Source organism: Mesoterricola sp. MK458, assembly GCF_055384935.1.
Map to the genome: position 1 here is coordinate 3,855,820 of NZ_AP045075.1, position 17,787 is coordinate 3,873,606.

Here is a 17,787-nt window from a genome sequence, read left to right on the forward strand (position 1 = left end):
CGGCCCCCAGCTTAACTCAGGATCCGCCAAGGCGCCCGTCGGACTCCGAAGGCGGGCGTCACCGGCGCATCTTGAGGATCTGTATGAAATGGGCCACCAGCTGCGGATCGAACTGGATTCCCGCCAGCCGTTCCAGTTCCGCCTCCGCCTGGGCCGGGGTCTTGGCGGGCCGGTAGGGGGTTTCGGAAATCATCATCTCGTAGGCCTCCACCAGGTGGATGATGCGGCTGCCCATGGGGATGGCGTCGCCCTTCAGCCCGTCCGGATACCCGCCCCCGTCCCAGTGCTCGTGGTGGTGCCGGATGATGTGCAGAACATCAAACGGGAAGTAGAGGTCCTTCAGGAACGTGGAGGCCAGGAGGGGATGCTGGCGCACCTTCTCCAGTTCCTCGGCCGTGAGCCGGGGCTTGTCCAGCACCCGGTAGTCCAGGAGGAGGGTGCCCACGTCGTGGAGGATGGCCGAAATGCTCACCGCCTCCACCGCGGAGGTGGGCAGGTCCACCTTCCGGGCCAGGTCCCTGGAAAGCTCGGCGGTGTTGATGCTGTGGGTCTTCAGGGAGGGTATCCGGCCTTCGGCGGAGGCGAGGATGCGGTGGCTTACGGACAGGAAGGCCTGGTGGTAGCGCTCGTGGAGGTCCGCCTCCTGCAGGTAGAACCCCAGCATCCGGGACACCTGGCGCACCAGTTCCTGCTCGTGCATGGAAAAGGGACGGTCCTCCTGGCGGAACAGCATGAGGAGGTTCTCTCCGCCCTCCTCTTCCAGCAGCACCGGCAGCAGGGTGGCGAAGTGGCCGGTGAGGGGCTCCCGGTCCGTCCATTCGCACCGGGTCACCCGGGGAAGTTCCGTTTCCCCCGCGGGGGGCGCCTGGCCCAGGGCATGGCGGACCACCTGCCGGGTCAGGTCCCCGGAAAGCGGCATGCGGCTGTAGATGAGCAGGGGCCTCGCCTCCGCGGCGTCGCGCAGGCGCAGGGCCACGGCTTCGGCGGGGACCATCAGGCAGAGCAGGCTGGCGGCTTCCCAGAAGAAGGTCTGCTGCTCGGGGATGGCGGCCTCGGCCTCCTCCTGGGGGAGCGCCGCGGCCTCCGGCATTTCCACCTGGACCATGGCCGCGGAAGGGGGCGCGGGCACGCGCAGGGCGGGCGCCTCCTCCACCGGGGTGGCCTCCGGCAGGGGCTGGATGGAGGCGATGGGAAAGGCGTTGAGGGCCAGGACGATCTCCTCGCAGATGGCCTGCGCGGCGGCGTCCTGCCGCCCGGGGGCGTAGGTTCCGCCCTTGGAGGGGTCCCGCTGGAGGAGCAGGGCTGTCCATTCGCCCCGGTCGTAGATGGGGGAAAGGTGGAACCTCGGCACGTTGGCCGCGCCCTGGCCGAAGGGCTTGAGCTCCGGGTAGTTCGTGGGATCGTTCACCACCAGGCTCCGGCGCTCCCGGGCCATGAGGACCAGCACCGGGTCCTGGGGGGCGATGCGCGCCGGGGGCGGCAGGGTGCGGGGCCAGCCGTAATGGCAGACCCGCTCGAAGGCTCCGGTGTCAGGATCCTTCAGGTAGAGCGCCGCCTTCGTGCTGCCCAGATCCTCCAGGCACCGGTAGATCAGTTGGGAGAGCCGCTGGATGAGCGGATCGCTGAGACTGCGTTGGCTTGGCAGCATGGATGCGGACCGTGGGTTCTGGGCCGGAGGCCATTGGATTCGTTATCCGGTATCCTACGCGCTGGGGGTGGCCGCGTCCATAAGGGCCTTCCTAGGCCCTGCTCACCATGATGGCCTGGGGGCCGCGGGCGCCCTGGGCGATCTCGAACTGGACGCGCGCGTTGACGTCGAGGGTCCTGAACCCGCCCGCCTGCACTGACGTGTGGTGGACGAAGATGTCCGGCCCTCCCTCGTCAGGCGTGATGAAACCGAAACCCTTCTGCGCGCTGAAGCTCTTGACGATGCCAGACGACATGTTCGCCTTCCCCGGCGGGTTTTCCGCTGGGCAAAGACTACCGGCGGGATTTGCCGGAATCAACAAGGTTACTTTCATGCCAAAAAAAGAGGGCGGCCGTCACAGCCGCCCTCCCGTTGTTCCGGTTCCTTCTACAGCTTGACGACGTTGGTGGCCTGGGGGCCCTTCTGGCCCTGGGCAACCTCGAAGCTCACCCGCTGGTTCTCGGTGAGGGTGCGGAAGCCGCGATCCTGGATCGCGGAATGGTGGACGAACAGATCGGCGCCACCCCCATCGGGGGTGATGAAGCCGAAACCCTTTTCAGCGTTGAACCACTTGACGGTGCCTTCGGACATGGTGTCTTTCCTGCGGGGGCCTGCCCCTTCTCGCCTGGGGTTTTCAGTTCAGGGTCCTTGCCAGGCCAAGGCGCCAGGGGGAGCGGAACTCCCGGGGATACATGAAATGGCCCGCCCGGAGAGCGGATCACCCCTGGGATGATACCCCAGCGTGAAACCCGGTTCAACGGTGGCGGGAAACGTACATGGAACGGCCCCCGGGGAGGGGGCCGCACATCCTACAGCTTGACGACGTTGGTGGCCTGGGGTCCCTTCTGGCCCTGTGCGACATCGAAGCTCACGCGCTGGTTCTCCTGGAGGGTGCGGAAACCCCGGTCCTGGATGGCGGTGTGGTGGACGAACAGATCGGCGCCACCCTCATCGGGGGTGATGAAGCCGAAGCCCTTTTCAGCGTTGAACCACTTGACGGTGCCCTGAGCCATTGCAACTTCCTAGAAAAATGATCCTGGGGAGGGGTATCGCCAGGCGCCTCCCAGGTGAGGCGTCATGGCACCAGAACAGGCCCGTTCGGAAACGGGGGGTCTGGTTGGGAGATGAGAAATAGATTCGGCCATGAGAATAATATAGGAATCTGAAAAGTTCCCGAAGAATCCACGGGAATTTAAAGTTTTTTTTCGAGCCCGCCCCGGCCCCCCGGGCAGACCCTCCCAAATTGCTGTCCGGCGGGGATATCCTGAATTCCTACCCCTGCAGACCCGGAGATCCCCCATGCGTCCTGACCATCCCATCGCCCTCATCACCGGCGCCTCCTCCGGATTCGGAGAGGCCACCGCGCGCCTGCTCGCGGCCCAGGGCTGCCACCTGGCCCTGGGCGCCCGGCGCGTGGAGAAGGTGCGCGCCCTGGCCGAGGAGTTGGCCGCCAAGCATGGCGTCCGGACCTTCTCCGGCGCCCTGGACACCCGGGAAACCGCCAGCGTGGAGCGTTTCGTGGCCGGGGCCGCCGAGGCCCTGGGCGGGATGCACGTGGTGGTGGCCAATGCCGGCCTGGCCCGGGGCACGGACCGCATGGACTCCGTCCTCGAGGAGGACTGGCAGGCCATGCTCCACACCAACGTGGAAGGCGTCATCCGCACCCTCAAGGCGACCCTCCCCCATGTGCGAAAGAGCGGCTGGGGCCACTACTTCACCATCGGCTCCACCGCCGGCCACTGGGTCTACGAGGGCGGCGGCGCCTACTGCGCCTCCAAGCACGCCCTCAAGGCCCTCACCCGCACCCTTCGCCTGGAGCTCTGCGGGGAGCCCATCCGCATCACGGAAGTGGACCCCGGCATGGCGGTGACCGAGTTCTCCCTGGTGCGCCTGCGCGACGCCGGCAAGGCCGACGAGGTCTACAAGGGCGTGGAGCCGCTGGACGCCAACGACGTGGCCGAGTGCATCCGCTGGTCCCTGGCGCTCCCGGACCACGTGAACATCGACCAGATCATCGTCAAGTGCCGCGACCAGGCCAGCCACAACGGCACCAAGGTCCACCGCCGCGCCTGATTCCGAAGGGAGGCCTGGGCAAAAAGGGAGCCGAGCGGCTCCCTTTTCACTTTTTTTGACAAGCAGCCGCCATGGGCCGCGAGGCCTGGCGGGGCAAAGCTGGCTACCTGCCCCGGGACTGTGGCATGATGAACGTCTATGCCGGCACCTTCCTCCATACTCCTTCTCCATGGCCTGGGAGGAAGCGGTCTTGGGACCGTCAAGCTCCTTGAAGAACGCCTTCAGGAGGGGGGATGGGAGCAGGCCGTCTTCCTCCGCCCCACCCTCCAGGCCGTTCACCTGCCCCCCGAGGGCAAGCCCATGGACCGCGTCTTCGTGCAGGCCTGGGATGAGATGAACGCATTCCTGGGCACGCGGGTGCCCCACCTGACCGTGGGCTTCAGCTTCGGCGGCCTCCTGTCGGCCTTCGCGCCGTCCCCCCTGCGCCTCTCGGTGTGCGCCCCCTGGTCGCAGCTGACCCCCGACGCCATCCAGCGCGCGGCCTCCCGCCCCGAATGGCGCGTGCTCCACGGGCAGGAGGACACCCTGGTGCCGCCCTCCCAGAACCTGCAGCTGCTGCCCGACTCCATCCCCCTGACCCTTGACCCCAAGGGCACCCACGACTTCGACGCCTGGATGCCCCGGATCGTGGACTGGATCTACGCCAGCTGGGATGCCTTCCAGGTCAGCAAATAAGTTCGCCTAGGCGGCGTGGTTCTCGTTGGGCTCGTGGGGCTCGTGGGGCTTTTCCACGCAGGCGCAGGGATGCGCGTCCGCCCCCGCTTCCGACAGGGCTGCCATGTCCACCCAGTGCGCCGCGCAGGTGCCGGTGGAGGCCTTCCGCACATGCACCTGGACGCGGTCCCGGTCCAGGTCCAGGGCGACGACGGTCACCAGCGCCGAAAGGCCTCCTCCCGTGGGTTTCCAGGTCATGCAGGCGCCAGGTCGGATTCCATCCATGTCAAACCTCTTTCTGTTTATTTTCGCGCCGATCGGCCTGGAATGCAATGAATTGCCGGGGCCTCAGGGCCTGTTCTCCAGGGGTTTGTTGTGGGACAGGAGGAACTTCGACCACTGGTGGAAGCCTTCGGCCAGGGTGCGCATGCGCTCGACCCGCGCGGGCTCCGCGGCCGCATGGTCCCGCGGGTCCCGGGTGTCCGTGCGGAACAGCTGGGCGCGGCCCCCGGGGTCCACGGTGAGGTACCAGTCGCCCTGCAGGAGCCCGATGCGGGGCGGCCTGCGGAAGGTGGTGAAGGTGAACGCCGCGGAGCGCTCCTGGAATTCCGGATCGAGCGCGTCCTTGCCCAGGGTGGCGGTGCGCCAGGGGATGCCCATGAGGCTGGAGAGGGTGGGAAGCAGGTCCATCTGCGTGGCCACGGCGTGCACGCGCCGCGGCTTGAGGAGGCCGGGGGCGTAGATGAGCAGGGGCACGTTGTGGATGGCCAGCTTGAGGTCGCCGAAGCGCGTGTCCACGTCGTTGCGGAAGGCGTCGTCGAAGCGCGGGTCCTCGGTGCCCCGGGGCAGGCCGTGGTCGCCCCACAGGACGAAGACGGTGTTGGCGAACCAGGGCTCCCGGCGCGCCGCCTCGAAGAACGTCTCCAGGCTGTGGTCCATGAGGCGCACGGCGTTGAACTCGTCGTTGCCGGTGAAGCCGCCCCGGGCCAGGCTCGTGGGGTCCAGCGCGGCCTTGCGGAAGTCCTTGAGGTGCTTGGGAATGGTGAAGGGCGGATGGTTTCCCGAGGTCTGGATGTAGCTCCAGAAGGGCGCGGGCTGGGTCCCCAGGTGCTCCCCGGCCTCCCGCAGGAGGTCGGCGTCGCTGATGCCCCACACGTCCACCACGGGGCTGCGGAACGAGCCTTCCTCGCGGATCCTGAGCCCCGGGAAGTTCTTCTTGAGCACGCCGCGGATCTGCGCCCAGTTGGCGCTGCCGCCCAGGAAGAAGGTCTTGGAGTAGGCGTCCAGGTGGGAGAGGACGGTGCCCTGGTCGAGGAGGAGCGGATTGCGCGTGGCGTTCTCCACCGCGCTCACGTCGGGCACCCCGAAGAGCGTGGCGAACATGCTGCGGCTGGTGTTCTCCATGGCCACGTAGAACCGGTCGAAGAAGATGCCATCGCGGCAGAGCCGGTCGAAGTAAGGGGTGGGATCCAGGGGATTGCCCTGGATACCGGTCTTGAAGGAGGCGAAGCTCTCCAGCTGGATGAAGACGACGTTGGGGCGGAGGGCCGGGTCGATCAGGGGCCGCGGGACGCCTTCGCGGCGCAGGGTGGGCAGGCCCGCGGCGTCCACGGCGGGGGGGATGCCGAAGTACGCCGCCATGGCGGGCGCGGTCTCCCGCACCTTCTCCAGGTCGTAGCCCCCGTCCATGTCCCGCCTCGTCTCCAGGAAGAAGAGCACGGGGTTGAGGGCCAGGTGGGCCTGGAAGGTGCCTGGGATCTCGAAGGCTTCGGCCCAGCGCAGCGGATACGCCGACCAGCGGCCCCACATGAGCGCCAGGAGACCCAGGCCGGCCAGGGCATGGAGGGCCTTGCGGCCGCGGGGGACGGGGGCCGCCAGGTCCAGCCGGCGCGAAAGGGTCCGCAGGCCCCAGGCCGCCAGCGCCATGAAGGCGCAAAGGGCCAGGGCGATGCGGACCACGGGATAGCTCTGCCAGACCATCTGGAGGCTGGTGCCCGCGTTCTCCAGGAACATCACCAGGGTGCCGTTGAGCCGCGTGTGAATGTAGGCGTACGCCACGAAGTCGACCACGTAGGCCATGAGCACGAGGAACAGGGCGGCCAGGGCGTAGGCGCCCCAGATGCGCCGCGCGGACTTCGCGCCGAAGCCGTAGCCGCGGCATAAGCCGTGGTGGAGCCCCGCGAGGACCAGGAACCCGTAGAGCCACCTCCGGGCCTCCACGGTGTCGACCATGGCCACCAGGATCAGGCCCGCGTAGACGCACAGCGCCGCGGCCAGGGTCAGGGCCCCCAGGGTGGGGCGGGCCGGGCGCCCGGGGTCGCCGCCCTTGAGGAGCAGCAGGACCGGCAGCAGGAGGATCGCCGCCAGGCGCGCGTCGAACTTCAGGCCGATGTAGAGCGCGTGCGGGGAGAAGCCTTCCGCGCCCCCGAAGCGCAGCAGGAAGGCCAGGCGCAGGAGTCCGAACAGGGCCGCCAGCAGCACGAGGAGGACGGCCAGGAGCCGGAGCTTGGTTCGGGGCATGGACGGCCTTCCTCAGGAAGTCAGGAGGTTCTAACCCGCCAGGTCGGCGGATTCGCGCAACAGGCGCCGTGAAAGCGGCAGGGCCGCGAGGGCGAAGAGGGCCGCCACGGCCCATCCCAGGCGGTAGCCGTGGGCCCCCAGGTGCCGGCAGCCCCAGCCGATGACGCCGCCGATGAGCAGCGAGCCGATGCCGATGCCCGAATCGAAGGAGAAGAGGGTGGTGCCGAAGGCCGCGCCCCGGCGGTCGGGGTGGGTGACCTCCAGGACGTGGGCGTTGAGGAGGGTGTGGACCATGCTGTAGCCGCCGCCGTAGAGGAGGGCGGACAGGGCGTGCCGGCTGGCCCCGCCGGGCATCAGGGCGAGAAGGGCGAGCCCCGCCCCCGCGGCCAGGAGCATGCCGGGCAGCAGGCGCGTGGGCCTCACGCCGAATCCCGCGCGGGTCATGAAGATGCGCATCAGGACCATCCCGATGGCCATGCACGACAGGAAGGCCGCGTCCGTGGGGAGCACGCCGAACAGGGGGGGGAAGCCCTGCTTGATGGCCTCCTGGGCCGTGTAGGTGCCCAGGGCGCCGTAGCCCAGGGCCGTGGCGAAAAAGACCAGGCAGGGCGCCAGGAGGGTCCGGTCCGGCCAGGAGAAGGCCGGCCGGCGCTCGAGGTTCGTCCGGTCCGGGGGCAGGCTGAGGGACAGCACGCCCAGCACCCCGAAGAGGACGGCCAGGATGGCCGTCATGGCGGGAAAGCCCAGCCGCGCGTAGACCGCCAGTCCCACCACGGGGCCGAAGATCACCCCGCCGGGGCTGGCCAGCCCGTAGAGCGACATGCCGTCGGCCCTGCGGTCCGCGGGCAGCACGTGCCCCAGGGTGGCCATGGTGGCCGTGAGCAGCCCCGACCACACCACCCCGTGGGGAAAGGCCAGGACGTAGAAAGCCCACCGCACGTGCAGCAGCCCGTAGGCGCCCAGGAACAGCCCGAACCCGGCGGCGCAGGACACCACCATGCGCCGCTGCCCCACGCGGTCCCCGAAGGGGCCGGTGAACAGCGCCCCCAGGGCGGAACCCGCGGTGAAGGCGGTCATGAAGCGGCCGGATTCCGCGATGGTCGCGCCCAGTTCCAGGAGGCGCAGCGGCACGGTGGGAAAGAGCTGGAACGCGGCGAAGAACGTGATGAACGTGATCGCGGAGACCAGGATGAAGTGGCGGGTGAAGAGGCTGGACGTCACTTGGCGTCCGGTGCGTCCTTCCCGGCCAGGGCATCCTGCTCGTCCTGGGGGAGGCGCCACACCCAGCGCCCCGTGGTGCGGTCGAAGATGTCGAAGCAGGCCAGCCAGTTCAGCAGGCCGGTGACCATGACGTACGAGGCGCCGTACTCCTGCACCAGGTTGCGCACGGGTTCGGTGCCCACGCCGCCGAAGAGGAACCCGAAGACGGCGTAGACGGGGCCCGCCCCGGCCGTGGCCGCGGCGCCCAGCGTCGGCATCCACTGGAGGGGAACCAGCTGCGGCACGTAGATGCCGCCCTTGATGCCGTCCACCGCGCCGTACTGCAGCTGCAGGAAGCCCAGGAAGAGGAAGACGACGGAGACGGAGAAGAGCGCCTTGGCCCGCCCCTTCTCGCCGATGAGCCAGTAGCCCAGGCCCGGCACGAGCCAGTTGAGGAGCACCGGCTTCCAGCAGGCGTTGAAGGCTTTGGCGCCCCGCAGGGGAGCCGGCAGCTTGGGCAAGGGCTTGGTTTCGCTCATCCGGCCATTCTAGCGGAAAACGGCCAGGAGCCCCAGGGCGGAAGGATCCGCCCGGGGGCTCCCGGAGCCTTGCTTGAACTTCTCTAGTCCGTGGCGAAGGGCAGCAGGGCGATGTTGCGGGCCCGCTTGATGGCCTCGACCAGCATGCGCTGGTGGAGGGCGCACACGCCGCTGGTGCGGCGGGGCAGGACCTTGCCGCGCTCGGGGGTGAAGCCGCCGAGGGTCTTCACGTCCTTGTAATCGATGAAGGTGGACTTCTCGACGCAGAACTTGCAGAACTTGCTGCGCCGACCGCCAAATACCTTCTTCTTCTTGGGCTTGCCTTTTCCGTCCGTGCGACGCTTCATCCCATCACCTCTTCAAGGGTGCGTTCCTTGATACCGGCCTGGGCCTTGCGGCGGCCTTCGCGCTCGTAGCGCACCTTCTGGCGCTCCGCGGCCTTGGTCTGCTCGTCCATGCGGACCGACAGATACTTGATAACGGAATCGTGGTTGCGGAAGCGCCGCTCGAGCTCGGCGATGAGGGTGGGACCCGCGTTCATGTCGAACAGGGTGTAGTAGCCCTCGCTGAACTTCTGCACTTCGTAGGCCAGCTTCTTGCGGCCCCACTTTTCGGTCTTGAGCAGCTCGCCACCCTGCTCGGCAATGATCCCCTCGAAGTGCTTCACAAGCTCTTCAGCCTGTTCGTCAGTCAACGTAGGGGAGGCGATGAAGATGGTCTCATAGCGACGCATCATTCCTCCTCGTGGATGTGAAGCCCCGGACGGATCCGGAGCAAGGAGGTCCCCCGGTGGGGACGCGAAGGATCAGCATCCCAGGAAAGGGCATGTTTTTCAAGCTGAAACGTTGAATCCCGCGCGTCCGGCCAGGGCCCCGGCGTCCTCGGCTTCCGCAAGCAGCTTCATGAACGCCGCGAAGGGTTCGTCCATGCGGTCGATGACCTCCCATTCCTCGTCGGTCCATTCCCCCAGGACGAAGTCCACCAGGGGGCGCGGGAAGGGGCCGATGCCCAGGCGCAGGCGCGGGATGTCCTGGGTGCCCAGGTGGCTGAAGACCGATTTCAGGCCGTTGTGGCCGCCGTCGCTGCCGGTGAGGCGGTAGCGGCCCTCGCCCAGGGGCAGGTCCTTGTCGTCGTGCAGGAGGACCATGCGCGCGGGCTCGAAGCCGGCCTTGGCGGCCTCCGCGCAGGCCTGGCCGCTCAGGTTCATGTAGGTGCCGGGCACCAGGGCCAGGAAGGGGTGGCCCAGACGATACAATGCTCCAGTGCCGAAGGTGTGCACGACCGCGGGGTGCGGGCAGTGCGCTTCCATCCAGCGCTGGAGCATGAGGCGTCCCAGGTTGTGCCGGGTGGCCGTGTAGGCCTCCCCGGGGTTGCCCAAGGGGACGAGGACGAACACCCTACTTCTTGGCCTTGGCGGCGGGGGCGGCGGGAGCGGCGGGAGCGGCAGCGGCGGCCTCGGGCTCGGCCTCATCCTCGGCCTTCTTGCCGACCACGCAGCAGATCACGTTGTGCGCGTCGCCGTGGACGGTGAGGTGGGAATCCAGGTTCAGCTGGTCCAGGCGCAGGGCGTCGCCCACCTTGAGGTGGTCGACGTTCACGTCGATGTGCGCGGGGATGAAGCTGGGCAGGCACTCCACCTCGATCTCGCGGTGGGTGAAGTCCAGCAGGCCGCCTTCCTTGACGCCCACGGGGGTGCCCTTGAGGACGATGCGGACCTTCACGCGGACCTTGTGGTCGGGGTCGACGCGCATGAGGTCCACGTGGACCAGGCGGCGGGTGACGGGGTCGCGCTGCACGTCCTTGATGATGACGTGGCGCTTGATCTCCGTGCCCTCGCGCTGGAGGTGGATGAGGGAGTTCATGCCGGTCTCGCTGGCGATGATGCGGGCCACGGTCTTGGGGCTGATGGCGATGGCCACGGGGGGCTCGTTGAGGCCGTAGATGACCGCGGGGATCATGCCCTGCTTGCGCAGGCCCTTGCTGGCGGACTTGCCGATGCTCTCACGGAGCGCGACTTGAATGATTTCCTGGGTCATGGTTCCTCCTACCTGGCCGTTCGAAGGCCCTCTCGTTGGGATGGCGGGGACCCGCGGGACCCCGGATTAAGACGAAAGATCAGGTTACCCCGGATCGACCCCCGGGGCCAGCCCCAAGTGCCGGAAGGCCCCTTCCGTTCCGTGGAATTTACAAGCCGCCGGATGGGATACCGGGCATAATTTGACCCATGAGCCGCCATGCGCCCCGACCGGAAAACATCCTCAACCGGGAGTTGAGCTGGTTGGCCTTCAATGAAAGAGTCCTGGAAGAGGCCGAGGACCCGACGGTTCCCCTCCTGGAAAGAGTGAAGTTCTTGGCGATCACCTCCAGCAACTGGGACGAATTTTTCATGGTCCGAGTGGCGGGCATCTGGCGGCAGATCGACGCGGGCATCACCCAGCCCGGGGCCGATGGGCGCACCCCCCGGCAGATGCTGGAGGAGGTCTCCCGGCGCATCCACGACCTGGCCCACCGCCAGCACGAGCTCTTCCAGTACGTCATCAAGCCCCGGATGGTCAGCGAGGGCATCTTCATCCTCCAGGCCGGGGAACTGGACCCCGGACAGCGCCGCTTCGCCCAGGACTACTTCGAGAACAACCTGCTGCCGCTGATCACGCCGCTGGCCGTGGACACCGGCCATCCCTTCCCCCGGCTGGGCAACCGCGCCCTGGTGCTCATGGCCGAGCTGGAGGCGGAGGCCTACCAGGAGGACGAGGCCTTCCCGGTGTCGGAGCTGGCGATCATCCCCATCCCCACGCCGGTTTCCGCGCGCTTCCTGCGGGTGCCCTCGGCCCCCGGGACCCACGCGTTCATCATGCTGGAGGACGTGGTGCGCATGCACATCGCGCAGATCTTCCACGGCTACGCCATCCGCAACTGCCACGCCCTCCGGGTGACCCGGGATTCCGACCTTCCGGTGGAGGAGGATCCCAGCGAGGACCTCATGAAGACCGTGGAGGAGCACCTGCGCAGCCGCCGGCGCGGGGCCGTGGTGCGCCTGCAGTACGAGGAGGCCCTGAGCCCCACCCTCCTGGAGATGCTCATCGAGGAGCTGGAGCTGAGCCCCGAGGACCTCTATCCCAGCGCGGGCTTCGCGGCCTTCTCCGACCTGACGCAGCTCTACGCGCAGCTGGACCTGCCCCACCTCAAGGACGCGCCCATGCCGCCCCTGCCGGTGCCGCCGCTGGAGACGGCCCCCAGCGTCTTCGACGCCATCGGCAGGCACGACATCCTCCTCATGCACCCCTACCAGAGCTTCGACGACAGCGTGGTGCGTTTCGTCCGGGAGGCCGCCGACGATCCCAAGGTGCTGGCCATCAAGATGACCCTCTACCGCATCAGCACCACCAGCCCCATCGCCGCCGCCCTGGAGCGCGCCGCGGAGCGGGGCAAGCAGGTGGCGGCCATCGTGGAGCTGCGGGCCCGCTTCGACGAGGAGGGCAACATCGCCTGGGCCAGGCGCCTGGAGAAGGCCGGGGTCCACGTGGTCTACGGGATGATCGCCTACAAGACCCACGGCAAGGCCTGTCTCGTGATCCGCCAGGAGCCCGAGGGCATCCGCCGCTACTGCCACCTGTCCACGGGGAACTACAACGAGCGCACGTCGCGCCTGTACAGCGACATCGGGATCTTCACGGCGCGCAGGGAGTTCGGGGAGGACCTCTCCAACCTCTTCAACGTGCTCACGGGCTACACGCGCCCGCCCGCGCTGCACAAGCTCATCATGGCCCCCCAGTATTTCCGCAACGCCCTCTACGCCCGCATCGACCGGGAGCGGGACCACGCCCGCGCCGGCCGCCCCGCGCGCATGGTGCTGAAGATGAACGCGCTGGTGGATCCGCCCATGATCCAGCGCCTCTACGAGGCCAGCCAGGACGGGGTGCAGATCGACCTCCTGGTGCGCGGAACCTGCTGCCTGCGGCCCGGGGTGCCCGGCCTTTCCGAGAACATCCGGGCGGTCTCCATCATCGACCGGTTCCTGGAGCACGCCCGGGTCTACCACTTCCACAACGACGGGAACCCGGAGACCCTCCTGGCCTCGGGGGACCTGATGCAGCGCAACCTGGACAACCGGGTGGAGGTGGCCTTCCCCCTGGTGGACCCCCTCGTGGCCGCCCAGGTGGTCGAGATGCTGGAGCTCCAGCTGCACGACACCGTCAAGGGCCGGGTCCTCGCCCAGGACGGCAGCGTGGCCCGCCGGGGGCTGGACCCCTCCTGGCCGCCGCTCCGGAGCCAGTACCGCAGCTACGAGCACGGCCTGCTGACCAGCGGCGTCAAGGCGCTCACCCAGAAGCTGCCGGACCTGAGGGACACCGACATCTGAATGCTGGGCCTGGAGCGGCCTTCATGGCAGTCTATAAGGCTGGAGACCGCCATGGGAACGAGAATCAGTCGCGCCGCCATCTATGATGTCCTGAATGCCTACCAGATCCCCGGGGCCAACGCCAACCTGGTGGCCCTGAAGGCCGTCAAGGCCATCGACGTGGAGGATGCCGAGGTGATCCTGCGCCTGCAGCTCCTGGACGCCTACCAGGACCGGGAGCAGGTGGTGCGCGAGGCGCTGGGCGGAGCCGTGGGCGCCATCGAGGGGGTGGAGAAGGTGACCATCTCCATCGAGTGGGAGCGCACCCCCCAGGCCGAATTCAAGAACCTGCTGCCCACCGTGAAGAAGTGCTACGTGATCGCCTCCGGCAAGGGCGGGGTGGGCAAGAGCACCGTCGCCTCCAACCTGGCCGTGGCCATGGCCACCCTGGGCCACAAGGTGGGGCTCCTGGACGCCGACATCCACGGCCCGAGCATGGGCATGATGTTCGGCATCAAGGAGGGCCCCGAGGCCACCCCCGAAGGCAAGATCATCCCCGTGGAGAAGTTCGGCCTCAAGCTCATGTCCATCGCCTTCCTCATCGACGAGGACCGCCCCGTCATCTGGCGCGGCCCCATGCTCAACAAGGCCCTCACCCAGTTCCTGGGCGACGTGCTGTGGGGCGACCTGGACTTCCTCTTCATCGATCTGCCCCCCGGCACCGGCGACACCCAGATCTCGCTGATCCAGAACGCCAAGGTGGACGGCGCGGTCATCGTGAGCACGCCCCAGGACGTGGCCTTCCTGGACGCCCGCAAGGCCATCGGCCTCTTCCAGACCGTCAAGGTGCCCATCACGGGGGTCGTGGAGAACATGTCCAGCTTCCACTGCCCCTCCTGCCACGTGGAGACGCAGATCTTCGGCCACGGCGGCGTGAAGGCGGCGGCGGTGCGCCTGGGGCTGCCCTTCCTGGGCGAGGTCCCCATCGACCTGGCCATCCGCGAGGGCGGGGACTCCGGCGTCCCCCTGGTGGCGGGCCACCCCGACAGCCCCCAGACCAAGGCCTTCCTGGCCATGGCCCGGACCCTGGCGAAGCAGGGGTAGCGGGATCAGGTGATGAGGTCGCGCAGGCCGGCCGGATCCGGCTCGATGGCCTTGTCCCAGGCCGGCACGCGGTCCAGGAGCCCCAGGCGCGTCAGGTAGGCCCCGTCCAGCCGCGCGGTGGAGAAGATCTCGTGCTCCGCGTCGCGGCTCAGGAGGCTGTCGGCGATGTGGACGCCCAGGGCGGGCGTGAAGCCGGGGGTGTCCTGGAAGGCGGGCTGGTGGTGCCAGGCCGCGGCCTGGACCACGGCGTGGGGGAGGCCCCACAGGCCCAGGAGGTAGGCCCCAGCCTCGCCGTGGGTGACCCCCAGCACGTGGAACTCGGCGCTCTCCAGGTCCGATCCGCCGCTGCGCCCCAGGTCCAGGACCCGGGCATAGGCTTCCGGGAACCGGGATGCCAGCACCAGCACGCCCACGTCGTGGAGGAGCCCGGCGGTGAAGTGTTCCGCGGAGGCGGACCGGCCCAGCCCCTGCGCCTCCGCCACCTGCTTGGCGGCCGAGGCCACGGCGACGCTGTGGCGCCACAGGTGGGCGAGCCCGAAGGCGGGATACCGGAAGCCTCCGGCCTGGCTGAAGAGGCCGTGGGCCAGCACCAGGGAGCGCAGGAGGTCGATGCCCAGGATCGAGATGGCCTCCTCCGGGGTGGACACCGTCTGGCGAAGGCTGAAGAAGGCGGAATTGGACAGCTTGAGGACCATGGCGGTCATGGCCATGTCCCTGCCGATGGCCGCGCCCAGGTCCTCCAGGGTGGCCCGCTCCGAGCCCAGGAGGCGCGTGATCTCCTGGTAGAGCTCGGGGACGCTGGGAAGCTGGCCGATGCGCGCCACCAGCTCCCGGGCGTGGTCGCTGTGCACCTGGGAGCCCAGGTGGAGGCTGCGGCGCAGGACGGACTTGAGGAAGGCGGGGTCGCAGGGCTTGGCAAGCACCTGGTGGGCCAGGTCCATGACGCCCGTGGCCAGCGCGCGGTCGTCGGAGCCGGACAGGACGAAACGAAGGGTGGCGGGGTGGCGGACCATGACCTTCTGGAGGAGCTGGGCGCCGCTCATGCCAGGCATCCCGAGGTCGGACACCACCGCGTGGAAGGGGGACTGTTCGAAGGCCTCCAGGGCGGCCTCGCCGCTGTCCACGAAGACCATCGCCCACACCGGGGCCATGTCCGCCATGGCCTCCCGGAGCCGGCCCAGGAGGGCGGGGTCGTCCTCCACGAAGAGGATCCGCTTGCGTTCGGCCATGCCTTCGTCTCCGGGTGGACGGTGCTGGAAGCCTTGGGGGTCAGTCCTGGCCGGGTTCCGTGCGGTGCTGCTTCTTGACGACGTAGCGGGGGCGGTCCCGCACTTCCTGGTAGATCCGCCCGATGTATTCGCCCAGGAGACCGAAGGCCAGGAACTGGGCGCCCACGAAGAAGAAGAGGACGGCGAACAGGGTGAAGACCCCGCCCACGGATCCCTCGGGGTGGAGGATCCGGTAGACCATGAGCGCGATGCCGAACCCGATGCCCAGGAGGGAGATGAACACCCCCAGGACGCTCAGCATCTGGAGGGGCAGCAGGGAGAAGCTGGTGAGGAGGTCGAACTGGAGGTTGATGAGCTTCCAGAAGCCGTATTTCGATTCGCCCGCGGCCCTTTCGGCATGGCCCACGGGGACTTCGGCGATGCGCTTGGCGAAGCTGTTGGCCAGGGCGGGGATGAAGCTGGAGCGCTCCTTGCAGAGGAGCATGGCGTCCACGATCTCCCGCCGGTAGGCCCGGAGCATGCAGCCGTAGTCGTGGAGCCGGACGCCGGTGGTCTTGCGGGTGACGGCGTTGACGATCTTGCTGGGCATGGTGCGGAAGAAGCTGTCGTTTTCCGTGCGGCCCTGGCGCCAGCCGCCCACCACGTCGAAGCCCTCCTCGATCTTGGCCACGAGCCGGGGGATCTCCTCGGGCGGGTTCTGCAGGTCGGCGTCCATGGTCACGATCACCTGCCCCGCCACCACGGCGAAGGCCCCGAAGATGGCCGAATGCTGGCCGTAGTTCCGGTTGAACTCCACCACGGTCACCCGGGGCTCCCCGGCGGCGATGTCCAGGAGCATCTCCAGGGACCGGTCCCGGCTGCCGTCGTCCGTGAACACCACCTCCCAGTTTTTTTCCGGGCCCGGCCAGTTCTCCCCCAGGACCTTGGACAGGCGCGCCCAAAGGTTGGTAATATTTGCCTCTTCGTTATAGATGGGAATTACGATACTGAGATAGGGAACCATCCGGGACTCCGATTGGCACCATTCTAACCTCAACACACGGGGACCTGCAGGAGCCCGCCATGAATGAACCCAAGATCCTCCTGGTAGAAGACGAGCTCAGCCTGGCCGAGGGGATCAAGCTCAACCTCGAACTGGAAGGCCTGCCCTGCACCTGGGTCACCCGCGGGGACGACGCCCTCAAGCGCATCCTGGCCGGGCACTACGAGCTGGTGATCCTGGACGTGATGCTTCCGGGCATGGACGGGTTCACGGTCTGCCGGCAGGTGCGCGAGGCCAAGAACTACACGCCCATCCTCTTCCTCACCGCCAAGAACACCGAGGACGACCGGGTCCGGGGGTTCGAGACGGGGGGCGACGACTATCTGGGCAAGCCCTTCCAGGTGACCGAACTGCTCCTGCGGATCCGGGCTATCCTGCGCCGGGAGGACTGGTACCGCAACCGCAGCCTCAGCGGCCGCCAGCGGTTCGGGGAGTTCTGGGTGGACTTCGAGAACTTCTGCGGGGAAGGTCCCCACGGCGCCTTCGTGCTGGGCGTCAAGGAATGCATGATCCTCAAGCTCCTCATGGAGCAGGCCGGCCAGGTGGTGAGCCGCACCGACATCCTGGACAAGGTCTGGGGTGAGGAGACCTATCCCACGACGCGCACCGTCGACAACTTCATCGTCCGCATCCGCCGGGCCATGGAGAAGGACGCCCACGTTCCCCGGTGGGTCCACACCGTGCGCAGCGTGGGGTACGTCTTCGATCCCGAGGGCACGCCCCGGCGCGGGGAGGAGTAGAATCCCCCCACGGGGGTGACCATGTTCCGTGTCCTGGCGGCCGCGATGCTGTCGGTGCTCTGCCTCGGGGCCCAGCCGGCTCCGCGCTCCACTCCGGACGAGCTCGCCGTGGTCCGCGAGATCAACAAGATCCGCAGGTTCCCCCGGGAATACGCCAAGTATCTGCGGGCCCTGGGCCTGCGCTTCGAGGGCACCCTCTGGCGCCTGGCGGACCACGTGCCCATCCGCACCAACGAGGGCCGGCCCGCGGTGATCGAGGCCGCGGAATTCCTCGAACGGGTGGAGCCGGTGACGGCCTTCGTCGCCTACAGCGAGGAGCTCCACCTGGCCGCCAGGGACCACGTGCGCGACCAGGGGCCCACGGGTGAAACGGGCCACGCCGGCACCGACGGGTCCCGCCCCGGCGCGCGGGTCCGGCGGTACGCCGACCCCGGCTCCCTGGTGGGCGAGGTGATCAACTACGGCCTGGAGACGCCCCGCATGACCGTGATCATGCTGGTGATCGACGACGGGGTGAAGGACCGCGGCCACCGGCGCAACCTCTTCGACCCCAGGTTCCGGGTGGCCGGGGCCGCCATCGGGGAGCACAAGGCCTACGGCACCATGGTGGTGGTCGACCTCGCCGACGCCGTGACGCCCCTGCGCGAGCCCTAGTGATAG

Annotated in this window: 20 protein-coding genes; 6 read left to right on the plus strand and 14 right to left on the minus strand. The window is 68.2% G+C overall.

Annotated features, from left to right (window positions below):
* Window positions 1-58: 58 nt before the first annotated feature.
* The 4 genes from ACZ5LB_RS16910 to ACZ5LB_RS16925 form a co-directional block, all read right to left on the minus strand.
* Complete coding sequence (locus ACZ5LB_RS16910; protein WP_464603377.1) at window positions 59-1,648, minus strand: HD-GYP domain-containing protein; 1,590 nt, start codon at window positions 1,646-1,648, stop codon at window positions 59-61.
* 91 nt (window positions 1,649-1,739) lie between these two features.
* Window positions 1,740-1,943, minus strand: a complete 204-nt coding sequence (locus ACZ5LB_RS16915) for a cold-shock protein (protein WP_464603378.1) — start codon at window positions 1,941-1,943, stop codon at window positions 1,740-1,742.
* A gap of 131 nt (window positions 1,944-2,074) precedes the next feature.
* Entirely contained in the window at window positions 2,075-2,278 is a 204-nt protein-coding gene (locus ACZ5LB_RS16920) for a cold-shock protein (protein WP_306598768.1), read from the minus strand.
* A 218-nt stretch (window positions 2,279-2,496) separates the two neighbouring features.
* On the minus strand, window positions 2,497-2,700 hold the full coding sequence (locus tag ACZ5LB_RS16925) for a cold-shock protein (RefSeq protein ID WP_306598769.1): 204 nt from the start codon (window positions 2,698-2,700) through the stop codon (window positions 2,497-2,499).
* Between the two features lie 286 nt (window positions 2,701-2,986).
* Between ACZ5LB_RS16925 and ACZ5LB_RS16930 the strand changes: the two genes are divergently transcribed.
* Both ACZ5LB_RS16930 and ACZ5LB_RS16935 read left to right on the plus strand, forming a co-directional pair.
* Window positions 2,987-3,760, plus strand: coding sequence for an SDR family NAD(P)-dependent oxidoreductase (locus tag ACZ5LB_RS16930; RefSeq protein ID WP_464603379.1), 774 nt, complete (start codon window positions 2,987-2,989; stop codon window positions 3,758-3,760).
* 138 nt (window positions 3,761-3,898) lie between these two features.
* Window positions 3,899-4,435 carry a hypothetical protein gene (locus tag ACZ5LB_RS16935; protein ID WP_464603380.1) on the plus strand — a complete coding sequence of 179 codons (537 nt, stop codon included), beginning with the start codon at window positions 3,899-3,901 and terminating at the stop codon, window positions 4,433-4,435.
* Between the two features lie 6 nt (window positions 4,436-4,441).
* Here ACZ5LB_RS16935 and ACZ5LB_RS16940 read toward each other — a convergent pair whose 3' ends face one another.
* The 8 genes from ACZ5LB_RS16940 to ACZ5LB_RS16975 form a co-directional block, all read right to left on the minus strand.
* Entirely contained in the window at window positions 4,442-4,672 is a 231-nt protein-coding gene (locus tag ACZ5LB_RS16940; RefSeq protein WP_464603381.1) for a hypothetical protein, read from the minus strand.
* A gap of 90 nt (window positions 4,673-4,762) precedes the next feature.
* Entirely contained in the window at window positions 4,763-6,934 is a 2,172-nt protein-coding gene (locus ACZ5LB_RS16945) for an LTA synthase family protein (protein ID WP_464603382.1), read from the minus strand.
* A gap of 30 nt (window positions 6,935-6,964) precedes the next feature.
* Window positions 6,965-8,155, minus strand: coding sequence for an MFS transporter (locus ACZ5LB_RS16950; RefSeq protein ID WP_464603383.1), 1,191 nt, complete (start codon window positions 8,153-8,155; stop codon window positions 6,965-6,967).
* The gene (locus tag ACZ5LB_RS16955; RefSeq protein WP_464603384.1) at window positions 8,152-8,673 is read right to left on the minus strand and encodes a DUF6677 family protein; all 522 of its coding nucleotides are present in this window, start codon (window positions 8,671-8,673) and stop codon (window positions 8,152-8,154) included. The genes ACZ5LB_RS16950 and ACZ5LB_RS16955 overlap by 4 nt, the downstream gene beginning before the upstream one ends.
* 83 nt (window positions 8,674-8,756) lie before the next feature.
* Window positions 8,757-9,020, minus strand: a complete 264-nt coding sequence (gene rpsR / locus ACZ5LB_RS16960; protein WP_243329043.1) for a 30S ribosomal protein S18 — start codon at window positions 9,018-9,020, stop codon at window positions 8,757-8,759.
* Window positions 9,017-9,409, minus strand: coding sequence for a 30S ribosomal protein S6 (rpsF, locus tag ACZ5LB_RS16965; protein ID WP_464603385.1), 393 nt, complete (start codon window positions 9,407-9,409; stop codon window positions 9,017-9,019). The genes rpsR and rpsF overlap by 4 nt, the downstream gene beginning before the upstream one ends.
* 96 nt (window positions 9,410-9,505) lie before the next feature.
* A complete protein-coding gene (gene pth / locus ACZ5LB_RS16970; RefSeq protein WP_464603386.1) occupies window positions 9,506-10,069 on the minus strand; it encodes an aminoacyl-tRNA hydrolase in 564 nt (187 codons plus the stop codon).
* Window position 10,070: 1 nt separating this feature from the next.
* Window positions 10,071-10,709, minus strand: a complete 639-nt coding sequence (locus ACZ5LB_RS16975) for a 50S ribosomal protein L25 (protein ID WP_464603387.1) — start codon at window positions 10,707-10,709, stop codon at window positions 10,071-10,073.
* 188 nt (window positions 10,710-10,897) lie between these two features.
* Between ACZ5LB_RS16975 and ppk1 the strand changes: the two genes are divergently transcribed.
* The gene (ppk1, locus tag ACZ5LB_RS16980; protein ID WP_464603388.1) at window positions 10,898-13,033 is read left to right on the plus strand and encodes a polyphosphate kinase 1; all 2,136 of its coding nucleotides are present in this window, start codon (window positions 10,898-10,900) and stop codon (window positions 13,031-13,033) included.
* A gap of 51 nt (window positions 13,034-13,084) precedes the next feature.
* Window positions 13,085-14,116, plus strand: coding sequence for an Mrp/NBP35 family ATP-binding protein (locus tag ACZ5LB_RS16985; protein ID WP_464603389.1), 1,032 nt, complete (start codon window positions 13,085-13,087; stop codon window positions 14,114-14,116).
* Window positions 14,117-14,121: 5 nt separating this feature from the next.
* Here the strand turns inward: ACZ5LB_RS16985 and ACZ5LB_RS16990 are convergent, their stop codons facing one another.
* Window positions 14,122-15,345: a response regulator gene (locus ACZ5LB_RS16990; RefSeq protein ID WP_464603390.1), complete on the minus strand. Its 1,224-nt coding sequence runs from the start codon at window positions 15,343-15,345 to the stop codon at window positions 14,122-14,124.
* A 40-nt stretch (window positions 15,346-15,385) separates the two neighbouring features.
* Window positions 15,386-16,348 carry a glycosyltransferase gene (locus ACZ5LB_RS16995; RefSeq protein ID WP_464603391.1) on the minus strand — a complete coding sequence of 321 codons (963 nt, stop codon included), beginning with the start codon at window positions 16,346-16,348 and terminating at the stop codon, window positions 15,386-15,388.
* 59 nt (window positions 16,349-16,407) lie between these two features.
* On the opposite strand from ACZ5LB_RS16995, the gene ACZ5LB_RS17000 reads away from it, so the two are divergent.
* Both ACZ5LB_RS17000 and ACZ5LB_RS17005 read left to right on the plus strand, forming a co-directional pair.
* Window positions 16,408-17,127 (plus strand): response regulator transcription factor, encoded by a 720-nt coding sequence (locus tag ACZ5LB_RS17000; protein WP_464603392.1) that lies wholly within the window; start codon window positions 16,408-16,410, stop codon window positions 17,125-17,127.
* Window positions 17,128-17,148: 21 nt separating this feature from the next.
* The gene (locus tag ACZ5LB_RS17005) at window positions 17,149-17,781 is read left to right on the plus strand and encodes a CAP domain-containing protein (RefSeq protein WP_464603393.1); all 633 of its coding nucleotides are present in this window, start codon (window positions 17,149-17,151) and stop codon (window positions 17,779-17,781) included.
* Window positions 17,782-17,787: the final 6 nt, after the last annotated feature.